This window comes from Actinokineospora iranica, assembly GCF_900101685.1.
GTDB lineage: Bacteria > Actinomycetota > Actinomycetes > Mycobacteriales > Pseudonocardiaceae > Actinokineospora > Actinokineospora iranica.
Genome location: NZ_FMZZ01000001.1, coordinates 1112246 through 1128684, shown reverse-complemented (window position 1 = coordinate 1128684; position 16439 = coordinate 1112246). Strand labels below are relative to the sequence as shown.

At 71.2% G+C, this 16439-nt stretch carries 16 protein-coding genes; 10 read left to right on the top strand and 6 right to left on the bottom strand.

Features of this window, described 5'->3' with window-relative positions; all coding sequences use genetic code 11:
- Positions 1 to 223: 223 nt before the first annotated feature.
- Positions 224 to 904 carry a GntR family transcriptional regulator gene (locus BLS56_RS05240; protein WP_091448588.1) on the bottom strand — a complete coding sequence of 227 codons (681 nt, stop codon included), beginning with the start codon at positions 902 to 904 and terminating at the stop codon, positions 224 to 226.
- Between the two features lie 189 nt (positions 905 to 1093).
- On the opposite strand from BLS56_RS05240, the gene BLS56_RS05235 reads away from it, so the two are divergent.
- Positions 1094 to 1531, top strand: coding sequence for a VOC family protein (locus BLS56_RS05235; RefSeq protein WP_407640477.1), 438 nt, complete (start codon positions 1094 to 1096; stop codon positions 1529 to 1531).
- Positions 1532 to 1565: 34 nt separating this feature from the next.
- Here the strand turns inward: BLS56_RS05235 and BLS56_RS32075 are convergent, their stop codons facing one another.
- The 5 genes from BLS56_RS32075 to BLS56_RS05210 all read right to left on the bottom strand — a co-directional run bounded on the left by BLS56_RS32075 (position 1566) and on the right by BLS56_RS05210 (position 8851).
- The gene (locus tag BLS56_RS32075) at positions 1566 to 3503 is read right to left on the bottom strand and encodes a hypothetical protein (RefSeq protein WP_228771362.1); all 1938 of its coding nucleotides are present in this window, start codon (positions 3501 to 3503) and stop codon (positions 1566 to 1568) included.
- Complete coding sequence (locus BLS56_RS32070) at positions 3500 to 5080, bottom strand: hypothetical protein (protein ID WP_228771361.1); 1581 nt, start codon at positions 5078 to 5080, stop codon at positions 3500 to 3502. Before BLS56_RS32070 ends, BLS56_RS32075 begins: the two co-directional genes overlap by 4 nt.
- Before the next feature lie 74 nt (positions 5081 to 5154).
- Entirely contained in the window at positions 5155 to 6702 is a 1548-nt protein-coding gene (locus BLS56_RS05220) for a hypothetical protein (RefSeq protein WP_228771360.1), read from the bottom strand.
- 88 nt (positions 6703 to 6790) lie between these two features.
- Positions 6791 to 7759 carry an alpha/beta hydrolase gene (locus BLS56_RS05215; protein ID WP_091448586.1) on the bottom strand — a complete coding sequence of 323 codons (969 nt, stop codon included), beginning with the start codon at positions 7757 to 7759 and terminating at the stop codon, positions 6791 to 6793.
- Between the two features lie 27 nt (positions 7760 to 7786).
- Positions 7787 to 8851 carry an alpha/beta hydrolase gene (locus BLS56_RS05210; RefSeq protein WP_091448584.1) on the bottom strand — a complete coding sequence of 355 codons (1065 nt, stop codon included), beginning with the start codon at positions 8849 to 8851 and terminating at the stop codon, positions 7787 to 7789.
- Positions 8852 to 9047: 196 nt separating this feature from the next.
- Between BLS56_RS05210 and BLS56_RS05205 the strand changes: the two genes are divergently transcribed.
- The 9 genes from BLS56_RS05205 (at position 9048) to BLS56_RS05165 (ending at position 16175) form a co-directional block, all read left to right on the top strand.
- Positions 9048 to 9428, top strand: a complete 381-nt coding sequence (locus BLS56_RS05205) for a VOC family protein (RefSeq protein WP_091448583.1) — start codon at positions 9048 to 9050, stop codon at positions 9426 to 9428.
- A 151-nt stretch (positions 9429 to 9579) separates the two neighbouring features.
- Complete coding sequence (sigK, locus tag BLS56_RS05200; RefSeq protein ID WP_091448581.1) at positions 9580 to 10170, top strand: ECF RNA polymerase sigma factor SigK; 591 nt, start codon at positions 9580 to 9582, stop codon at positions 10168 to 10170.
- A complete protein-coding gene (locus tag BLS56_RS05195; RefSeq protein ID WP_091448579.1) occupies positions 10167 to 10976 on the top strand; it encodes an anti-sigma factor in 810 nt (269 codons plus the stop codon). Before sigK ends, BLS56_RS05195 begins: the two co-directional genes overlap by 4 nt.
- 35 nt (positions 10977 to 11011) lie before the next feature.
- On the top strand, positions 11012 to 12598 hold the full coding sequence (locus tag BLS56_RS05190) for a molybdopterin-dependent oxidoreductase (protein ID WP_228771359.1): 1587 nt from the start codon (positions 11012 to 11014) through the stop codon (positions 12596 to 12598).
- Positions 12599 to 12707: 109 nt separating this feature from the next.
- Positions 12708 to 13361: a fasciclin domain-containing protein gene (locus tag BLS56_RS05185; RefSeq protein WP_091448577.1), complete on the top strand. Its 654-nt coding sequence runs from the start codon at positions 12708 to 12710 to the stop codon at positions 13359 to 13361.
- Between the two features lie 417 nt (positions 13362 to 13778).
- On the top strand, positions 13779 to 14147 hold the full coding sequence (locus tag BLS56_RS05180) for a histone-like nucleoid-structuring protein Lsr2 (RefSeq protein WP_091448576.1): 369 nt from the start codon (positions 13779 to 13781) through the stop codon (positions 14145 to 14147).
- Positions 14148 to 14425: 278 nt separating this feature from the next.
- On the top strand, positions 14426 to 14683 hold the full coding sequence (locus tag BLS56_RS05175; RefSeq protein ID WP_091448573.1) for an MFS transporter: 258 nt from the start codon (positions 14426 to 14428) through the stop codon (positions 14681 to 14683).
- Between the two features lie 38 nt (positions 14684 to 14721).
- Positions 14722 to 15309 carry a GNAT family N-acetyltransferase gene (locus tag BLS56_RS05170; RefSeq protein ID WP_091448821.1) on the top strand — a complete coding sequence of 196 codons (588 nt, stop codon included), beginning with the start codon at positions 14722 to 14724 and terminating at the stop codon, positions 15307 to 15309.
- Positions 15306 to 16175: an AraC family transcriptional regulator gene (locus BLS56_RS05165; protein ID WP_091448571.1), complete on the top strand. Its 870-nt coding sequence runs from the start codon at positions 15306 to 15308 to the stop codon at positions 16173 to 16175. The genes BLS56_RS05170 and BLS56_RS05165 overlap by 4 nt, the downstream gene beginning before the upstream one ends.
- The last annotated feature ends 264 nt before the right edge of the window (positions 16176 to 16439 follow it).

Genomic DNA, 16439 nt, shown 5'->3' with positions numbered 1-16439 from the left:
ATCAAATACAACATCTCTCCTGATCGTCGCCGTCCGTGACTTCACTCTCGACAAGGAAGGCGCTGCAGGGCATCGTGATCGGACCATCCGGCGGGACCGGCCAAGGCGCCACGCGGGCGGCGGACGAGGTCTACGCGCTCATCGGTCTACGGTGAGGAACGGGGTGTTCAGGAGATGTGGTGTTTCGCTGCGAGTGGAAGTTCGCTCTCGGCGACCTCGGTGATCACGGCGACCGCACGTCGGAGCGGTGATGCTTGACGAGCACGTCCAAGGCTTGACCGCGGTGCACGGCGAAAAGCTCCAGGGCGGCCTCGCGGTCACGGGCTCGCAGGGACGCGGCGAGTTCGCGGTGCTCGACCGGGACGCAGGCGAGGTAGCCGTCGGTGTTCAGTCCGATCCGGGTCAGCAGGAACAGGTGAACCTGGGACCGGATCGCCTCCCACGCTTCGAGTAGGCGCCGGTGACCCGCGGCGGCGTAGACGGCGTCGTGGAAGTCGATGTCACAGCGCACCATCTCGTGCTCGTCCGCCGCGCGGTCCATCCGCTCGACGGCCTTGTCGATCGCGGTCAGGTCCTCGTCCGTGGCGTGGTCGATCACCAGTCGGACAGCAAGCTGCTCCAGCGCGGCCCGCAGGCTGTCGAGTTCGGTGACGTCTTCGCTCGACAGCGTCGTCACCATGGCGCCGCGGTGCCACTCGCTGCGGACGAGGCCTTCGCGCTCAAGCCTGTGCAGCGCTTCACGCACCGGGCCGCGGCTGACTCCCAGCGCCACGGACAGCTCCACCTCGCGTAGCTGGCTTCCTGGCTCGTAAGAACCGCTGAAGATGGCGTCCCTGATCCGGTCGGCGACCTCGTCGGCCAAGCCGCGGCGCCGCGCGGGCGCCACCCGTCCAGGTTCGCTCATGGTCCGCCTCCATCCGCAACGCCCATAGTAACTTCAGGCTTGCCGCCCTCAGCGGCTGTCAGAGCAGCGCTCAACGGCTTGCCCCGCACGCCGTGCGCCGCGTCACGGGCCGTGCCGGACTCGAACAACTTGTCTGAATGTTAACATTCAGACAAGTTGTTCGACTGCTTCGACCCAAGGGGAAATGCGTTGGAGACGTCCGTGCTCGGCTCGCCCATCCCGCGGTTCCACCTGGCCATGCCGGTCGACGACCTGGCTGCCGCCCGTCATTTCTACGGTGAGGTGCTCGGCCTCGACCAGGGCCGCAGCGCCGAGACGTGGATCGACTGGAACCTGCACGGCCACCAGTTCGTCACCCACCTGGCGCCGAGTCGCGCGCGGCGGACGCGCAACCCTGTCGACGGCCACGACGTCCCGGTTCCGCATTTCGGCCTGATCCTGACCGTCCCGGGATTCCAGAGGCTCGCCGACAGGCTGCGCGGCCTGGAGGTCGAGTTCGTGATCGAGCCGTACGTCCGTTTCGAGGGACAGCCCGGCGAGCAGTGGACGATGTTCCTGCTCGACCCGGCTGGGAACGCCCTGGAGTTCAAGGCTTTCGCTGACGACTCCCAAGTCTTCGCGTCCTGACGGCAGGCCGGTTCACCAGCCAAGCCCCGCCCCGTCAGCGCAGAACGGGTCCGCCCACCGACGTCCAAGCCGACCACTGGCCGCTGGGAGCAAGCTGGTAGCGGCCGCCGAGTGCGCCGTGGGGTGAACCGGTGAGGACCTCCATCCTGCCGTCCACATTGGTGCCGACGTCGAGACCGGACACGCCTGGGCCGAACCTTTCCCAGGCTGACCAGCCGGAGCCGTTCTCCCAGCGATGCTGGATCGTGGCTCCGTCGCCAGCGAAGACCTCCATCCTGCCGTCGGCGTTTCGTCCCAAGTGGATGGTCGAGCGTGGTGGTCCGCCGAAACCTGACCATGGCGACCAAGGGCCGTTCGGGCCTTGCTGGACGCGGTGGATGACGCCGGTGGCGTCTGAGGCGACCAGTTCGAGCGCTCCGTCTGGTCGCCTGTTGACTGCCAGGCCGGTCAGGCTGGGGGCCGTGCCGAACACCTCGAACTCCGGTTGCCATCCGCCGCTCGCCGTGGTCTGGGCGCGTCGGCGCACGGTTCCGTTCGCCGCGGCGAACACCTGGAGCCTGCCCGCGGCGTCGCGTCCGGTGGTGATGGTCGAGTCGGCCGGGCCGCCGAACGCGGTCCAGTCCGACCAGTCGCCGCCAGGTGCGGTCTGCCAGCGGTGGAAGATCCCTATCGGGCCGCTGGCCAGGATCTCCAGCCTGCCGTCGGCGTTCTGGGCCAGGGTCATGCCGTGCGCCGCTGTGCCGAAGGACTCCCAGTCGCCCCAGGCGTTCGGCGCGGACTGCGCCCTGCGGTCCACCCGCCCCTCGCCCGCGGCGAACACCTCCAGCCTGCCATCGGTGTTGCGGGCCGCGGAAAGCACAGCCGAGCGGGGGCCGCCGAACGGGTACCACTGAGACCAGGACCCGTTGGGCGTCACCTGGTAGCGGCCCCACACCTGGTCCGAGCCGCCCGCGAACACCTCCTGCCTGCCGTCCACACCGGACACGACCACCACCCGGTCCGCGGCGGGAGAACTGGCCTCCACGGCGTACTGGCCACTGCCGTCGCCGAAGTCCAGCCCGGCCAGCCACACGCCGCGCTGGCCCCAGCCCGCGTGGCTGACCCACCACCGGCCGCCGTCGGCGACGACTTCCGCGGCGTGCGCGAACACGTGGCCGCTGAGCTGGTCCGGGGCGAACCGGAACGGGTCCGCGCTGGTGAACACGTCGGTGCCCACGTAGCCGCCGCGCGGGCCGAGGAACAGCCGCCAGGCGCCGTCGGCGAACACCACGAACGGGGACTCGGTGTTGCCCGCGCTGGACCCGGACGTCGGGTCGGTGAACGCCACCCCGCGCTCGCTCCAGCGCACCAGGTCGGTGCTCGTGCGGTAGGCCACGATGTGGTTGCCGCCGCTGGGAGAACTCGTCGCCGTGTAGTACATGACCCAGCGGTCGCCGATCCGCACCACGTGCGGATCGCGGGCCACCGCGCCGTCGCGGAACAGCGGCCCGCTGGGCAGCCGGGTCCACGTCTGGAGATCGGTCGACGTGGCGAGGTTGATCGCGTGCCGGGCCGGGTCGGCGCCGCCGCCCGCGTAGAACATGTAGTAGGTCGAGCCGTGCCGGATCACCTGCGGCGCCCACAAATGCGTCTCGCCGTAGGCCGGGTCCGTGCGCAGCGCGGGCGGGCGCTTGGTCCACGGCCCGTGCAAGGCCGGCGCGGTGGCGTGGGCGAAGGAGTCCTCGTCCTCGTCGTCGGCGGGCTCGGCGTGGGTGATGCCGAACAGGTGCCAGGTTCCCGCGCCGTCCTGGATGAACGTGTGGTCGTTGATGTACCAGGCTTGCGCCTCGCCCACGCTGGGGTCGTAGACCTGGACGAACGGCGCGGCCCCGACCTGGCCGGACCGCGCGGCCGCGGCGGACGGCGTCACCGAGGTGAGCGCTGTGATCACCGAGACCGCCGCGACCGCGCAGACGAACACTGTCGACCTCATCGGATCGCCGGCCCCGCCGTGCTGTTGAGCCAAATCCAGTTCGACCAGGTGGTGAAACCGGTCTGCCACTTGTGGAAGACCCCGGCGTTGCCCGCGCCGAACACCTCGACGCGGCCGTCGGCGTTGCCGCCCGCGGCGATCTCCGCGCCGCCGGTGCCGAAGGTCTCCCACGACGAGTAGGGCGCGTTGCGGTTGGTCTGCCAGATGTGCGCGGCGGTGTCCGCGTTGATGGCGAAGACCTCCACCCGGGCGTCGACCGTGCGGGCGCTGGTCAGCTCCGCGTTGGCGGGACCGGCCGTGCCCTCCCAGCCTGACCACGACGTCGGTTCGGGCTGCCACCGGTGGAACACGCCCACCGGGCCGGAGGCGAACACTTCCAGCCTGCCGTCGGCGTTGTGGCTGACCGCGAGATCGTGCCCGCCGCCGCCGAAGTCCTCCCACGCCGACCAGCCGCCGTTGACCGCGGTCTGGAACAGGTGGCCGAACGTGGTGTCGGACAACGCGAACACTTCCAGCCTGCCGTCCGGCGCGGCCTCCATGGCCAGCCGCGAGTTCGCGGGCCCACCGGTGCCCGCCCAGCCGGACCAGGTCGCCGGGCCGGTCTGCCACTTGTGGAAAACGCCATTGAGGTTGGAGGCGAACACTTCGACGCGCCCGTCGGCGTTGTTGCCGACCGCAACGCGGTATCCGCCGCCGCCGAAGTTCGCCCACCCGGACCACCCGGCGCTGGGCGCGTTCTGCCACATGTGGTCGAAAGTGTTCCCGGACAACGCGAACAGCTCCAGGCGGCCGTCCTTGTTGGCCGTGATCGCCAACTGGGCGTCGCGCGGGCCGCCCACGAACTCCCATTCCGACCAGCCGCCGTTCACCGCCGTCTGCCACGCGTGTGAGACGCCGTCCGCGCCCGCGGCGAACACCTCCAGCCGGCCATCGGCCGACCGCGCCGACACCACCCGGCCGCTGGGGTGCGGATGCGCCCCGCGGCGGGACCCGTTCCACAGCGCGTCGGCGATGATCACCGCGTCGCCCGCCTCCACCTCGTACCGGTAGCGTTCCGACTCGAGGTTTTTCTGGACCTGCCCGGCGACCCGGCCGATGGACTCGGTGTTCCACGACCCGCCGGGGAACTCCCGCTCCATGCCGTCGAGGAAGCTGTTCGTGGCGTAGACCGGGTCGACGCACTGCGCGGGCTCGCACCAGCCCATGCTCGGCCGCTGCTGGAACAGCCCGAGCGAGTCGTAGTCGACAGCCTCGGCGTAGTTCCTGATCGTGGACTCGACGATCGTCGTGGAGATCGCGATGGCCGCGGCCTTGGGGTTCAGCCCGCGGTCGCGGACCGCCTGGACGACAACCCGGGCGCAGGACATGCGGTAGGCGTCGAGATAGCCCGCCATGGTGTTGCGCAGCCGCGGATTCAGCTCGCCTGCGAGCTGGGCGTCCGATGTGGACGGACCGGCTGGGTCGCAGGGAAGAGTGGCGATCCGGGCGGACACGCTCCGCGGCGCCAGTTCCGGGTCCTCCGGCGGCGCGGTGGGCGCCGCCATCGCGACCGACGCGGCGAGCGCCGTGATGGTCACCGCGATCCCCCCGACGACACCGGATCTGGCTAAGGCGCCTCTGGTGGAGCCCATGGTGTTTCCCCCTTGTCGTCTCACTGGACCGCCGGTCCCGCCGTGCCGCTGACCCAGAACCAGTCGGACCAGGTGGCGAAACCGTTCTGCCACCGGTGGAAGACGCCCGCGCCGCTGGTGGCGAACACCTCCAGCCGCCCGTCGGCGTTGGTGGCCGCGGTGATCTCCGCGCCGCCTGCGCCGAAGTCGGCCCAGTCGCTGTACGGGGCGTTGATCCCGGTCTGCCAGGCGTGTTGGGCCACCTCGCCGTTGATGGCGAAGACCTCGACCCGCCCGTCCGCGGTGCGCTCACTGGTGAGTTGCGCGTTGGCGGGGCCGCCCGTGCGTTCCCAACCCGACCACGAGGTGGGGTTGGTCTGGTAGCGGTGGAACACGCCGACCGGGCCGGACGCGAACACCTCCACTCGGCCGTCCGCGTTGTGGTCGACCGTCAGGTCGTGTCCGCCGCCGCCGAAGTTCTCCCACGCCGACCAGCCGCCGTTGACCCCGGTCTGGTACTGGTGCTCGAACACGTCTCCGTTGAGCGCGAACACTTCCAGGCGGCCGTCACGGGCCTTCTCCATCTCCAGGCGGGCGAAGGCGGGGCCGCCGCCGGTGGGCTCCCAGCCGGACCAGCCGCCGTTGACCGCGGTCTGGTACCGGTGGAACACCCCGACCGGTCCGGAGGCGAACACCTCGATCCGGCCGTCCGCGTTGGCGCCAGCGGCGATGTCGCGCCCGCCGCCGCCGAAGTCCGACCAGCCGGACCAGCCGCCGGAGGGGCCGGTCTGGTACATGTGCTGGAAAATGTCGCCGTTGATCGCGAGCAGTTCCAGCCGCCCGTCCGCGTTCGGCGCGATGGCCAGTTCCGCCCCGCGCGGCCCGCCCGCGAACTCCCAGTGCGACCAGCCGCCGTTCACCTGGGTCTGCCAGGCGTGGTGCACGCCGTCCGCCCCGGCCGCGAAGACCTCAAGCCTGCCGTCCGCGGACCGGGCCGAGACGACCCGGCCCGACTCGGCCGGAAACGCGCCGACACTAGGTGCTGCGTCGATGACTTTCTTGTAGCGGTAGGGCTTCGCGGTGAACTGCCCGCCGCTGGTGGTGTAGTTGATCGGCCGCTCGTAGCGGACCGCGCCCGCGCCGCCCATCTCCTCCATGGTCGAGAAGCGGGTGTGCCCGGCGTTGGCCCAGCCGGTGAACAGCACCACGTGCCCGGCGTCGCCGCCGGTGCCAGCGCCGAGGGTGCCCACGACGTCGCCGGGGCGCAGGTCCTCCCAGCCGATCGGGTCGAGGAAGTCGGGCAGGCTCACCGTGTTGGGGGACCAGGACAGGTGCAGCGCCATGGACACGAAGCCGGAGCAGTCCGTCCGGTAGAACTTGCCCTGCGGGTCCGGGTGCTTGCCGCCCATGTCGTAGGGGACGTTCTGGTCCACCCAGAACTCGGCCCGGCTGAGGATCTCGGCGCGGGTGATCGGTCCGTCCACAGCGGACTCCGCGGTCGCGGTGGGCGCGGCGGCGACGGTGAGGCCAGCCAGGCCGAGCACCACCGCCAGCAGCGCGGAAACCGGGCGTGCGGCGCGAGACCGCACGCGTCGGGTGATTCGGAGTCTCATTTTTACCCCAGAGGTGAAGGCGGCGTTCCGCGTCGCGGAACGCCGCCGGTCGGAAGGAAAATTGTCACGGGTGCCAGAGAACGTTCATCATCGTCGGAAGCTCATGGCCGATTCCGTTGCGCGCCACGCAGTCGATCCAGTGGCCGCAGTCGTACTCGACCATCCAGCTGTTGCCGATCCCGCTGCCCAGCAGGTGCTGGTGGAACTCGTAGGTCAGCCGGTGCGCCTGCGCCTCAAGCGGGTCGTCGTGCCGGGTGCCCGCGTACAGCACGGTGTGCACGCCGCCGAGGCCGCTGACCCGGTGCCACGGGTTGTTGAAGCCCCACGACCCGTCCCACGGCGCCCCGAACGGCCCGTCCAGCGGGAAGTTGTGCAGCTGCATCGAACCGGTCACCGCGGTGCGCATCCGCGGGTCCTCCAGGTGGTAGCCGCCGGACATGCCGATCGCCATCCGGAACAGCCACGGCCGGTGCGTCGCGTGCCGGATCGCGGTGAAGCCGCCCATGGAGAAGCCCGCGATGGCGCGGCCCTCACGGGCTCGGATCGTGTTGAGGTTCTCGTCCACCCACGGGATCAGCTCGTCCAGGTGGAACCGGTCCCACTGTTGCGCGCCCGCGGACTGGTTGACCCAGTTCGCGGCCCAGCCCGCCAGGCCAGCCTCGGCCGCGATGGTGATGATCGGGTACCCGTGCGTGACCTCCTCGATGCGCGCCTCGTTGTGCCAGGCGCCCGGCCCCTGCCCACGCCCGTGGAACAGGTACAGCACCGGGTAGGCGAGGTTCGGGTTGTAGCCCGAGGGCAGCGTGACGACCACGTCGTGGAACTGCCAGCCCAGGGCCCGGGTGTCGATCGAGTTCGTGTGGATGTTGACCACATAGGTGCGGTCCGTGGTTCGCATGACATTGCGCACTTCGATTCCGTGCGCGGAGAAGAAGTTCGGCGGGGCTGCCGCTGCGGTCGACGTCGTCGTCAGCGCGGCGACCAGGGTGGCGAACAGGGCGAGCACAAGCGTGATCGCGCCACGTCGTTTCATGGGTGTTCCTTTCGCGGAAATCCGGGATCAGGGGTGCTGGAGGCGGGCCATGATCAGCGACACGAAGTGGTCCATGTCCGCTTGCAGGCACGCTTGGTTGTTGTGCTCGCCCAGGCACCCGGGCGCCCACTGCTCGCCGCCGCGGTAGTTGACGAACTCGTGCGCGATACCCGCGCTGGTCAGGAACCGCGAGGTCACGATGGCGGTTTCCACGGCCCCGACCTCCACCTCGGCCAGCACCCGGTCGGCGGCGGGGTTGGTGCCGTCGCCGGTGTAGATCGCCACCCCCATGCCGCGCAGCGGCGCGACGTGCTGCGCCGGGCTCTGCGCGTTCCATACCCCGTCGAGCGGCCAGACCGGCGGGCCGAAGATCGCGGCCGGGTCGACGGTCGGCGTGCCGTACGAGGCGAGCTGCGTGGTGCCCACGACAGCGGCGCGCAGTTTCTGGTTGAGCAGGTCCAGCCCGCCGGAGAAGCTGCCGACGTAGCCGAACAGGTCGGGCCGGTGCTCGGCGTAGTGGAAGGCGCCGAAGCCGCCCATCGAGTGGCCCGAGATGGCCCGGCCTTCCTTGGCGGGGATGGTGCGGAGGTTGGCGTCGATGAACGGGATCACCTGGTCGAGGTGGAAGTTCTCCCAGTTCTGCTTGCCCAGCCCGCCTGGGTTCACCCAGTTGGAGTACCAACTGCGGCCGCCGCCGTTGGGGGTCACGGTGATCACCGGGACGCCCGCGGTGGCCCGCTCGACGATCTCCTTCTGGCGGAGGCTGTTCGGGATGTCCCCGCCGCCGTGGAGGGTGTAGTGCACCGGGTACCGGGTGACCCCGTCGTAGCCCTCCGGGAGGGTCACCAAGATCACGTGCTCGCCCGAGACCTGGCCCGGCAGCACCGTGAACTCGGGCACCTCGGCCGTGCGCACGCTGAACGCGAACGTCCGCTGGCTGTCCGCCCACACCGGCTGGCGGACCACCTGGAGCCCGAAGCCGTCGGCCAGTGGCGGCGGCGCGGTGTCGGCGTGCGCGGCGGGTACGACGGCCGTCAGCGCGACCACGAGGCCGCCGAGCAGCGCCCAGCGGATTCTGTGAAGTCTCTTCATATGTCCCCCTTGTGTCGCCCGCACCGGGCGGGCGGACCTGACGTCAGCCGAGCATTCGGATCAGCGGGCGCCGCTGCCAGGCCACGGCACCGGCCATTTCTGGCCGGGCCCCGCCACCAGGGAAAACAGTCGCCGCTGCCGCCCCGGCGACCCCTGGCCGCTGGCGCGGACACCGGCCCGCCGCTAGGTTTCGCCCATGGCGTGTCGGATCAGTGAGCTTGTGCTCAGTTGCCGCGACCCGGAGGCGCTGGCGCGCTTCTGGTGCGCGGTCCTGGACTTCGTGGTGCTCGACCGCGAGGACGACGGCTCGGTGGAGATCGGGCCGCGCGAAGGGTTCGGCGGCCCGCAGCCGACGATCATCCTCAGCCGAACGGATGAGCCGGAGCAGGCGAAGCCCCGGCTGCACATCGACGTCAACGCGACCGACCGCGATCAGGACGCCGAACTCGAACGCCTCCTGAAGCTCGGCGCGCGCAGGGCCGACGTCGGCCAGACCGGACAGGAGTCCTGGCACGTCCTGGCCGACCCGGAAGGCAACGAGTTCTGCCTGCTCAAGGCCCGCATCGACCCAGTCTGACCTCGCCACGCCGCCGCGGCCTCAGCTGACTGCGACCTGGCGCGCCCCGGGTTCTGCGCCCCTTGCCGAAGGCGGCCAATCCGGGCCGCGACCGGCTCCGAAGCACCAGCGACGACGCATGTCGGTCGTCGACGGGGCAGAGAGGAACGGGATGGCAGGGCGGGAGCGCAAGCTGCGGTCCGTGGCCGCAGCGGACGAGGTCTCGGCGGAGGAGTTGCTGTGCCGGGTGGCGCGCGGCGACGAGACGGCGTTCGAGCGGCTGTACGACGCGGTGGCGGGCAAGGTGCTGGGCCTGGTCCTGCGGGTCCTGCGCGATCACGCGCAGTCCGAGGAAGTCACCCAGGAGGTGCTGGTCGAGGTGTGGCGCACCGCGGGCCGCTACGACCCGGGTCGGGGCAGCGCCCTGGCCTGGGTGCTGACGATGGCGCACCGCCGGGCGGTGGACCGGGTCCGCTCCGCGCAGGCCGCGACCCGGCGGGAGGACATCGCCGCCCGCCGCGACGCCGAGACGCCGTTCGACGCGGTCAGCGAGCAGGTGGCCGCGCGGATCGAGCGGCGGCAGGTCCAGCGGTGCCTGACGACGCTGACCGAGGTGCAGCGGGAATCCATCCTGCTCAGCTACTTCCGCGGCCACACCTACGCCGAGACCGCCTCCGTGCTGGGCATCCCGCTGGGCACCGTGAAGACCAGGATGCGCGACGGGCTGATCCGGCTCCGCGACTGCCTGGGGGTGACCCGATGACCGAGAACACCACACCCGAGGACACCGTGCCCGAGGAGACCACGCCCGCCGAGGCCCACACGCTGATCGGCGCGTACGTGCTCGACGCCGTCTCCGACGCCGAGCGCCTGCTCTTCGAGGAACACCTGGCGGGCTGCCCGAGTTGCGTGCGGGAGGTCGACGAACTGCGCGAGACCAGCGCGCTGCTGGGCGGCTCGGCCGCGGTCGAGCCGCCTGCCGAGCTGCGCGCGCGGGTGCTGGCCGCGGTGGCGCGCACTCGCCAGCGTCCGCCGCGGACCGATCGGCGCCCCGACGGCGGCGACCGCGGCCGGTCCGCCCGCCAAGCCGGGTGGCCGCGTCGGGTGGCGGCGGCCGCCGCGGCGGCGGGTATCGCGGCCGCGGTGGCGCTCGGGGTCCAGGCCGTGGACGCCAACCGCCGGATGGAGCGCCACCTGCAGGCCATCGAGCAGGCCGACGACCAGAGCGCCCGGATAGCCCGGCTGCTGGCGGCGCCGGACGCCACACTGGTCCGCGGCGAGGTGACCGGGGGCGGCACGGGAACCGCCGTCGCCTCACCAGCCAAGGGGGAGGTGCTGTTCCTCGCCCAAGGACTGCCGCGGCTGCCGGCGGACCGCGCCTACCAGCTGTGGCTGATCGGCGCGGACGGGCCGCGTTCGGCCGGACTGCTCTCCGCTGCCGACGGGCAGCCCAGTCCGCTGCTGGCGAGCGGTTTCACCGGCCGGGAAGCCGTCGGCCTCACCGTCGAACCGCGAGCGGGGTCCGTGCTGCCCACGACCCCGACCGTCGTGGTCCTTCCCTTGGTCTGAGCAATCCGCGGCGGCGTCGGCTCCGAATACCGGGTGTGACCGCACCCAGGCAGAAAACCGATCCCGAGGCGCGGCGGCTGCCGCGGTGGGCCGCCGCCGCCGTCGGCATCGTCGCGGTGGCGGCGGCACTGGCCGCCGGGCACCTCGCCGCCGCGCTCATCGACCCGTTCGCCTCGCCGCTGCTGGCGGTCGGCAACACCGCGATCGACCTCACGCCGCACCCGGTGAAGGACTTCGCGATCCGCGCGTTCGGCGAGAACGACAAAGCCGTCCTGCTGGCGGGCATGGCCGTCGTCATCGCCGCGGCGGCGGTGATCGCGGGGCTGCTGTCCCGGCGCGGCCCGCTGCCGGGCATGGTCCTGGCGGCCGCGCTCGGCGTGCTCGGGATCGCCGCGGTGCTCGCCCGGCCCACCCTCGGCCCGCTCGCGGTGATCCCGCCGTCGGCCAGCCTGCTCGTCGGCGTCGCCGTCTTCCGGTGGCTGCACACCCGCGCGCCTCGGCTCACCGCCGAGCCGGACGCCCAGGTTCGCCCGGTTGACTGGCCCGTCCCCGGCCTGGGCCGCCGTCGGTTCCTGGTCACCTCCACCGCGGCCGCCGCGGGCGCGGGCGCGGCCGCTGTCGCCGGGACCGTCATCGGCGGCGGAGCCGACGTGGCGGCGTCCCGCGGTGCGATCCGGCTCCGGCCTGGCACGCCCGCGCCGCCCATTCCGGCGGGCGCGGACTTCGTCGGCGACGGCACCCCCGCCTTCATCACCCCGAACGCCGAGTTCTACCGGGTGGACACCGCGCTGTCGGTGCCCCGGCTGCCCGCGCGGGACTGGCGCCTGCGCGTCCACGGCATGGTCGACCGCGAGCTGGTGCTCACCTACGACGACCTGCTGAGCAAGCCGTTGGTGGAAAAGACGATCAGCCTGTGCTGCGTGTCCAATGAGGTCGGTGGGCCGTATATCTCGACCGCCGACTTCATCGGCGTGTCCCTGCCCGACATCCTCGCCGAGGCGGGCATCCGGCCCGGCGCCGACCAGTTGGCGACCGGCAGTGTGGACGGCTGGACCTGCGGGACCCCGGTCGAGGACATCATGCGGCCCGGCAGCGGCGCGCTGCTGGCCATCGGCATGAACGGCGAGCCGCTGCCCATCGAGCACGGCTTCCCGGTGCGCATGGTGGTGCCGGGCCTGTACGGGTACGTCTCGGCCACCAAGTGGCTGGTCGACGCGGAACTCACCACGTTCGCCGACTTCGACGCCTACTGGGTCAAACGCGACTGGGCACGCCGAGCCCCGATCAAGACCATGTCCCGCGTCGACCGTCCCCGGGCCTTCGAGCAGGTGCCCGCGGGCAGGTTCGTCGCGGCGGGGGTGGCGTGGGCGCAGCGCCGGGGAATCGACCGGGTGGAGGTTCGTCTCGACGGCGGTCCCTGGCGCCCCGCCACGTTGAGCACGGAAGTGAACATCGACACCTGGCGCATGTGGCGCGCGGAGTTCGACCTCGCCGCGGGACAGCACACGCTTGAGGTCCGGGCCACCGACCGCACCGGCCACACCCAGACCAGCGACCGAGCCGAACCGATCCCCGACGGCGCCAGCGGGTGGCACACGATCGCTTTCACCGCCCGGAAATGACCGAGGTTTTCTCGGGAATCACCCAATCCGCCGCGGCGGCGGCGACGAATCACCCATGACAAGCCCGGAAGCACAGTTCCCGGCATTCGTCCACAAAGGAGCGAACTCCATGCGCACCACCCGGCTCGTGTCCGCGTTCGGCGGCATCACCGCGGCCCTGATCTCCGTCGCCGCCTGCGGCGGCGGCGAGCAGGCCGCCTCGACCACCACCGCAGCGGCGGCGCCCACGACCACGACCGCGACGACCACCACCGCGGCGATGGGCGACGGCGTCACCACCACCGGCGATGTCTTCGGCGCGGGCTGCGCCAGCCTGCCCAAGGACACCGAGGGCTCGCTAGACGGCATGGTCGACGACCCGGTGGCCACGGCGGCGGGCAACAACCCGCTGCTCACCAAGCTTGTCGCCGCCGTCAAGGCCGCTGGCCTGGTCGACACGCTGAACAAGACCGACGCGAAGTACACGGTCTTCGCGCCCTACGACCCGGCTTTCGAGGCGCTGGGCCAGGACGCGCTGAACGCCGTGCTCGCGGACAAGGCGAAGCTGACCAGCATCCTGACCTTCCACGTCGTGCCGCAGCGCATGGACAAGGACGGCATCGTGTCCGCCGCGAGCCTGCCCACCGTCCAGGGCGGCGCCCTCAAGGTCGAGGGCGCGGGCGACGACATCACCGTCAACGGCGCCAAGGTGCTCTGCGGCAACATCCCCACCGCCAACGCCACCGTCTTCGTCATCGACAAGGTCATGATGCCCGCCTCCTGACCCCGCTCGCCGGAGGGGCCGTGGCGCACGTGGCCACGGCCCCTCTTTCCGCGATGCGCGGGCGGTCGGTTTCGTCGCCTGGCGGCGGGATGCTGTGCGCGACCGACAATGCGAACTCCCGGTGTTGTGCCGCGGCGATAGCGTTCACCCCGCTCCCGCGTTCACCAGGACGCCCGATACGCGTCACCGGTCCATGAATGTCTCAGGTCCCGCCGGATAACAAGCGCCGAACGCCGTGAACTGGCATGGACTGGGCGTCACTCGGAAGGGCGACGGAAACCCGGCGGGACGCCGACACGAAAACGGCGGGGATTCTCATTGGCTTGTCTCTTTCCACCGCACTGGGTACTGTCCCGCCATCGGTCGTCGAAAGCGGGAGTTCGGCGGCCTCCCACCGCCAAAGGAAAATGAGGAGACATGGCACAGCGCACGATCGTCGAACTCGTCGACGACCTCGACGGCAGCGTCAGCGACGACATCAGCACGGTCAGCTTCGGCCTCGACGGCGCCCAGTACGAGATCGACCTGACCGCGGCCAACGCCGAACTCCTCCGCAAGACCCTGGACGACTTCACCGCGGCCGCCCGCCGCGTCGGCGGCCGGATCAAGCGCGCCGCGCACACCCCGGCCCCCAATCCGGACGCCCGCAGCAAAGAGCAGACCAAGGCCATCCGCGACTGGGCCCGCCAGAACGACTACGACATCTCCGAGCGCGGCCGTATCCCCGCCACGATCATCGAGGCCTTCGAAGAGGCGCACAAGCCCAAGACCCGCAAATCCAAGTAGGTCCTGGCGACCCGGGGCGGGCCGCGCCCGTCCCGGGACTCTATTCACGTCGCGCTGACCGGCGCGGCGCTTCCAGCATGGCCGGAAACGACGGGCCCGCCGGGGCGATTCACGGCTTCGGCGGTGTGTCCTGGAGTTTTCCGGTGAGGACCGAGGTGAGCCCTTCGGTGAATCGGCGGTCGCGGTCACCGGTCATGATGGCGATCGAGTCGGCGCTCTGGTCGACGCGGGGTGTTCACTCGCGGCGATGGCGCTGACCAAGGAGTCCCATTCGCCCGTTGGCCGCCTTCGTCACGACCGGCGTCGAGCCCGAACTCGCGGGCCTCGCCTCCGGCCTGCTGAACACGGCACGCCACATCGGGGCGGCCGTGGGACTGGCCGCCCTGACGACCATCGCGGACACGGCCACCACCGGCGGGCACCCCGACGCCCTGGTCCACGGCCACAACACCGCGCTCACCGCCACGGCAGGCGTCGCCGTCGTCGCGGCGATGCTGGCGTTTCTGGCGCCCAGCACCTCGGGGAATCACCGGTGAGCGCTCTCGGGCAAGCGGCCGCTGGGATACTCCGACCTATGGACGCGGGCCAAGGCGAGACGCGGTCGGGACAGGCGGCCCGCCGTCTCGGGGAATGGGTTCTGCGCTCGGCCCGGCCCGCGGACGTCGAGCCGATCGCCGAGTTGCGGGCGACGGTCCTGCGCCCGGATCTGCTGCGGTTGGGGCGGTTTGACGAGCATCGGGTCCGGCAGCGGTTTCGGGACTCCTTTACCCCGCGGCACACATCGGTCGTCGTGGTGAATGGGGACTTCGGGGGCTGTGTCGCCGTGCGCCCGGCCGAGGACGGGCGGTGGCTGGAGCACTTCTATCTGGTCCCGGAACTCCAGGGCCGGGGGCTTGGCTCGGCAGTGCTGCGGACGCTGCTGAGGCGAATCGACACCGACGGCGTGCTCGCCCGGCTGAATGTCCTGCGCGGCAGCAACGCACAGCGGCTGTACGAGCGCCACGGGTTCACTGTGTGCGCTCAAGACCCGATCGACGTCTATATGGTGCGACAGCCGGGCACGGGCGCCACCGGAAAAGGCGCGCGATCGGATCGGACCGGAACGGTCGGGTGCGGTGGGGGTTCCTTCGGCCAGGGTTGGTGGTGGAAGGAGACCTCATGATCTCGGCACTCAACCGGCTTGTCGACTTTGTCGAGGGGCACCTTGGCGCGGAGTTCGACGTCGAGGAACTGGCCAGGATGGCAGGCACGACCGAGTACCACCTGCGCCGGATGTTCTCGTCGCTGGCGGGTATGCCGTTGTCGGACTATGTGCGGCGGCGGCGGATGACCGTCGCCGCGGGCGATGTCGTTCGGGGGCAGGACGACCTGCTGACCATCGCCGTCCGGCACGGGTATGGCTCGACCGAGGCGTTCGGCCGCGCGTTCCGGGCGGTCCACGGTGTCGGCCCGGGTGACGCGCGCCGGGACGGAGGTCCCCTTCGGACACAACCACGCATCAGGTTCCGCCTGACCGTCGAAGGGAGCAACCCCATGGACACCCGCATTGTCGACCGCCCCGCGTTCCGGCTCATCGGCCACGCGGCCCGGGTCCCGCTCATCTACCTGGGCGCCAACCCGCACATCGAGCGGCACATCGCCGCGCTGCCGCAGGAGGAACACCCGCGGCTCAAGGCTCTCGCCAACACCGAGCCGGGAGGCCTGCTGCAAGTCTGCGACGACATCGATTCCGACCGCGCCGAGGGCAGCGAACTGACCTACCTGCACGGCGTCGCCGTCACCGGGGACACACCGGTCCCCGACGACCTCGACGCCATCGAGGTGCCGGAGGGCAGGTGGGCGGTCTTCCGCACGGCGGGCCCATATCCGCAAGCCCTCCAGGAGACCTGGGCCGCGACCGCGAGCGAGTGGTTCCCGGCCAACCCGTGGCGGCTGCGGCCGGGTCCCGAGATCGTCGCGTTCCTCGACCGGGCAGCCGACTTCAGCACCGCGACCTGCGAACTGTGGGTCCCCGTCGAACCGGCGTAGCGGCGCGGGCGCACGTGCGCGGGCAGCGCCCGGAAGAAGGGCCTGCCCGCGCCTTCCGGTGGATCAGGACGAATAGCCGGGTGGGGACCGCCGCCGGTGTCCCGCGGCGCGCGAACTTCGGCGGGATGGTGTGCTCGGTCGTGCGCCCGCTCGACGTCATCGGGGAGCCCTGGTCGCCGCAGGCCCCGCGTCAACGCCATAGCCACATGGCGAGCGTTTCGCCGTTGGCGGAAAACAGGTTCGCGGCCCGTCCCGCTGTCTACA

What these genes read in the sequence shown, in the direction of transcription:
- BLS56_RS05215 (WP_091448586.1), bottom strand. Translation starts at nt 7,759, where the DNA reads ATGAAACGACGTGGCGCGATCACGCTTGTGCTCGCCCTGTTCGCCACC.
- BLS56_RS05180 (WP_091448576.1), top strand. Translation starts at nt 13,779, where the DNA reads ATGGCACAGCGCACGATCGTCGAACTCGTCGACGACCTCGACGGCAGC.
- BLS56_RS32075 (WP_228771362.1), bottom strand. Translation starts at nt 3,503, where the DNA reads ATGAGGTCGACAGTGTTCGTCTGCGCGGTCGCGGCGGTCTCGGTGATC.
- BLS56_RS05240 (WP_091448588.1), bottom strand. Translation starts at nt 904, where the DNA reads ATGAGCGAACCTGGACGGGTGGCGCCCGCGCGGCGCCGCGGCTTGGCC.
- BLS56_RS05205 (WP_091448583.1), top strand. Translation starts at nt 9,048, where the DNA reads ATGGCGTGTCGGATCAGTGAGCTTGTGCTCAGTTGCCGCGACCCGGAG.
- BLS56_RS05210 (WP_091448584.1), bottom strand. Translation starts at nt 8,851, where the DNA reads ATGAAGAGACTTCACAGAATCCGCTGGGCGCTGCTCGGCGGCCTCGTG.
- BLS56_RS05185 (WP_091448577.1), top strand. Translation starts at nt 12,708, where the DNA reads ATGCGCACCACCCGGCTCGTGTCCGCGTTCGGCGGCATCACCGCGGCC.
- BLS56_RS05170 (WP_091448821.1), top strand. Translation starts at nt 14,722, where the DNA reads ATGGACGCGGGCCAAGGCGAGACGCGGTCGGGACAGGCGGCCCGCCGT.
- BLS56_RS05195 (WP_091448579.1), top strand. Translation starts at nt 10,167, where the DNA reads ATGACCGAGAACACCACACCCGAGGACACCGTGCCCGAGGAGACCACG.
- BLS56_RS05165 (WP_091448571.1), top strand. Translation starts at nt 15,306, where the DNA reads ATGATCTCGGCACTCAACCGGCTTGTCGACTTTGTCGAGGGGCACCTT.
- sigK (WP_091448581.1), top strand. Translation starts at nt 9,580, where the DNA reads ATGGCAGGGCGGGAGCGCAAGCTGCGGTCCGTGGCCGCAGCGGACGAG.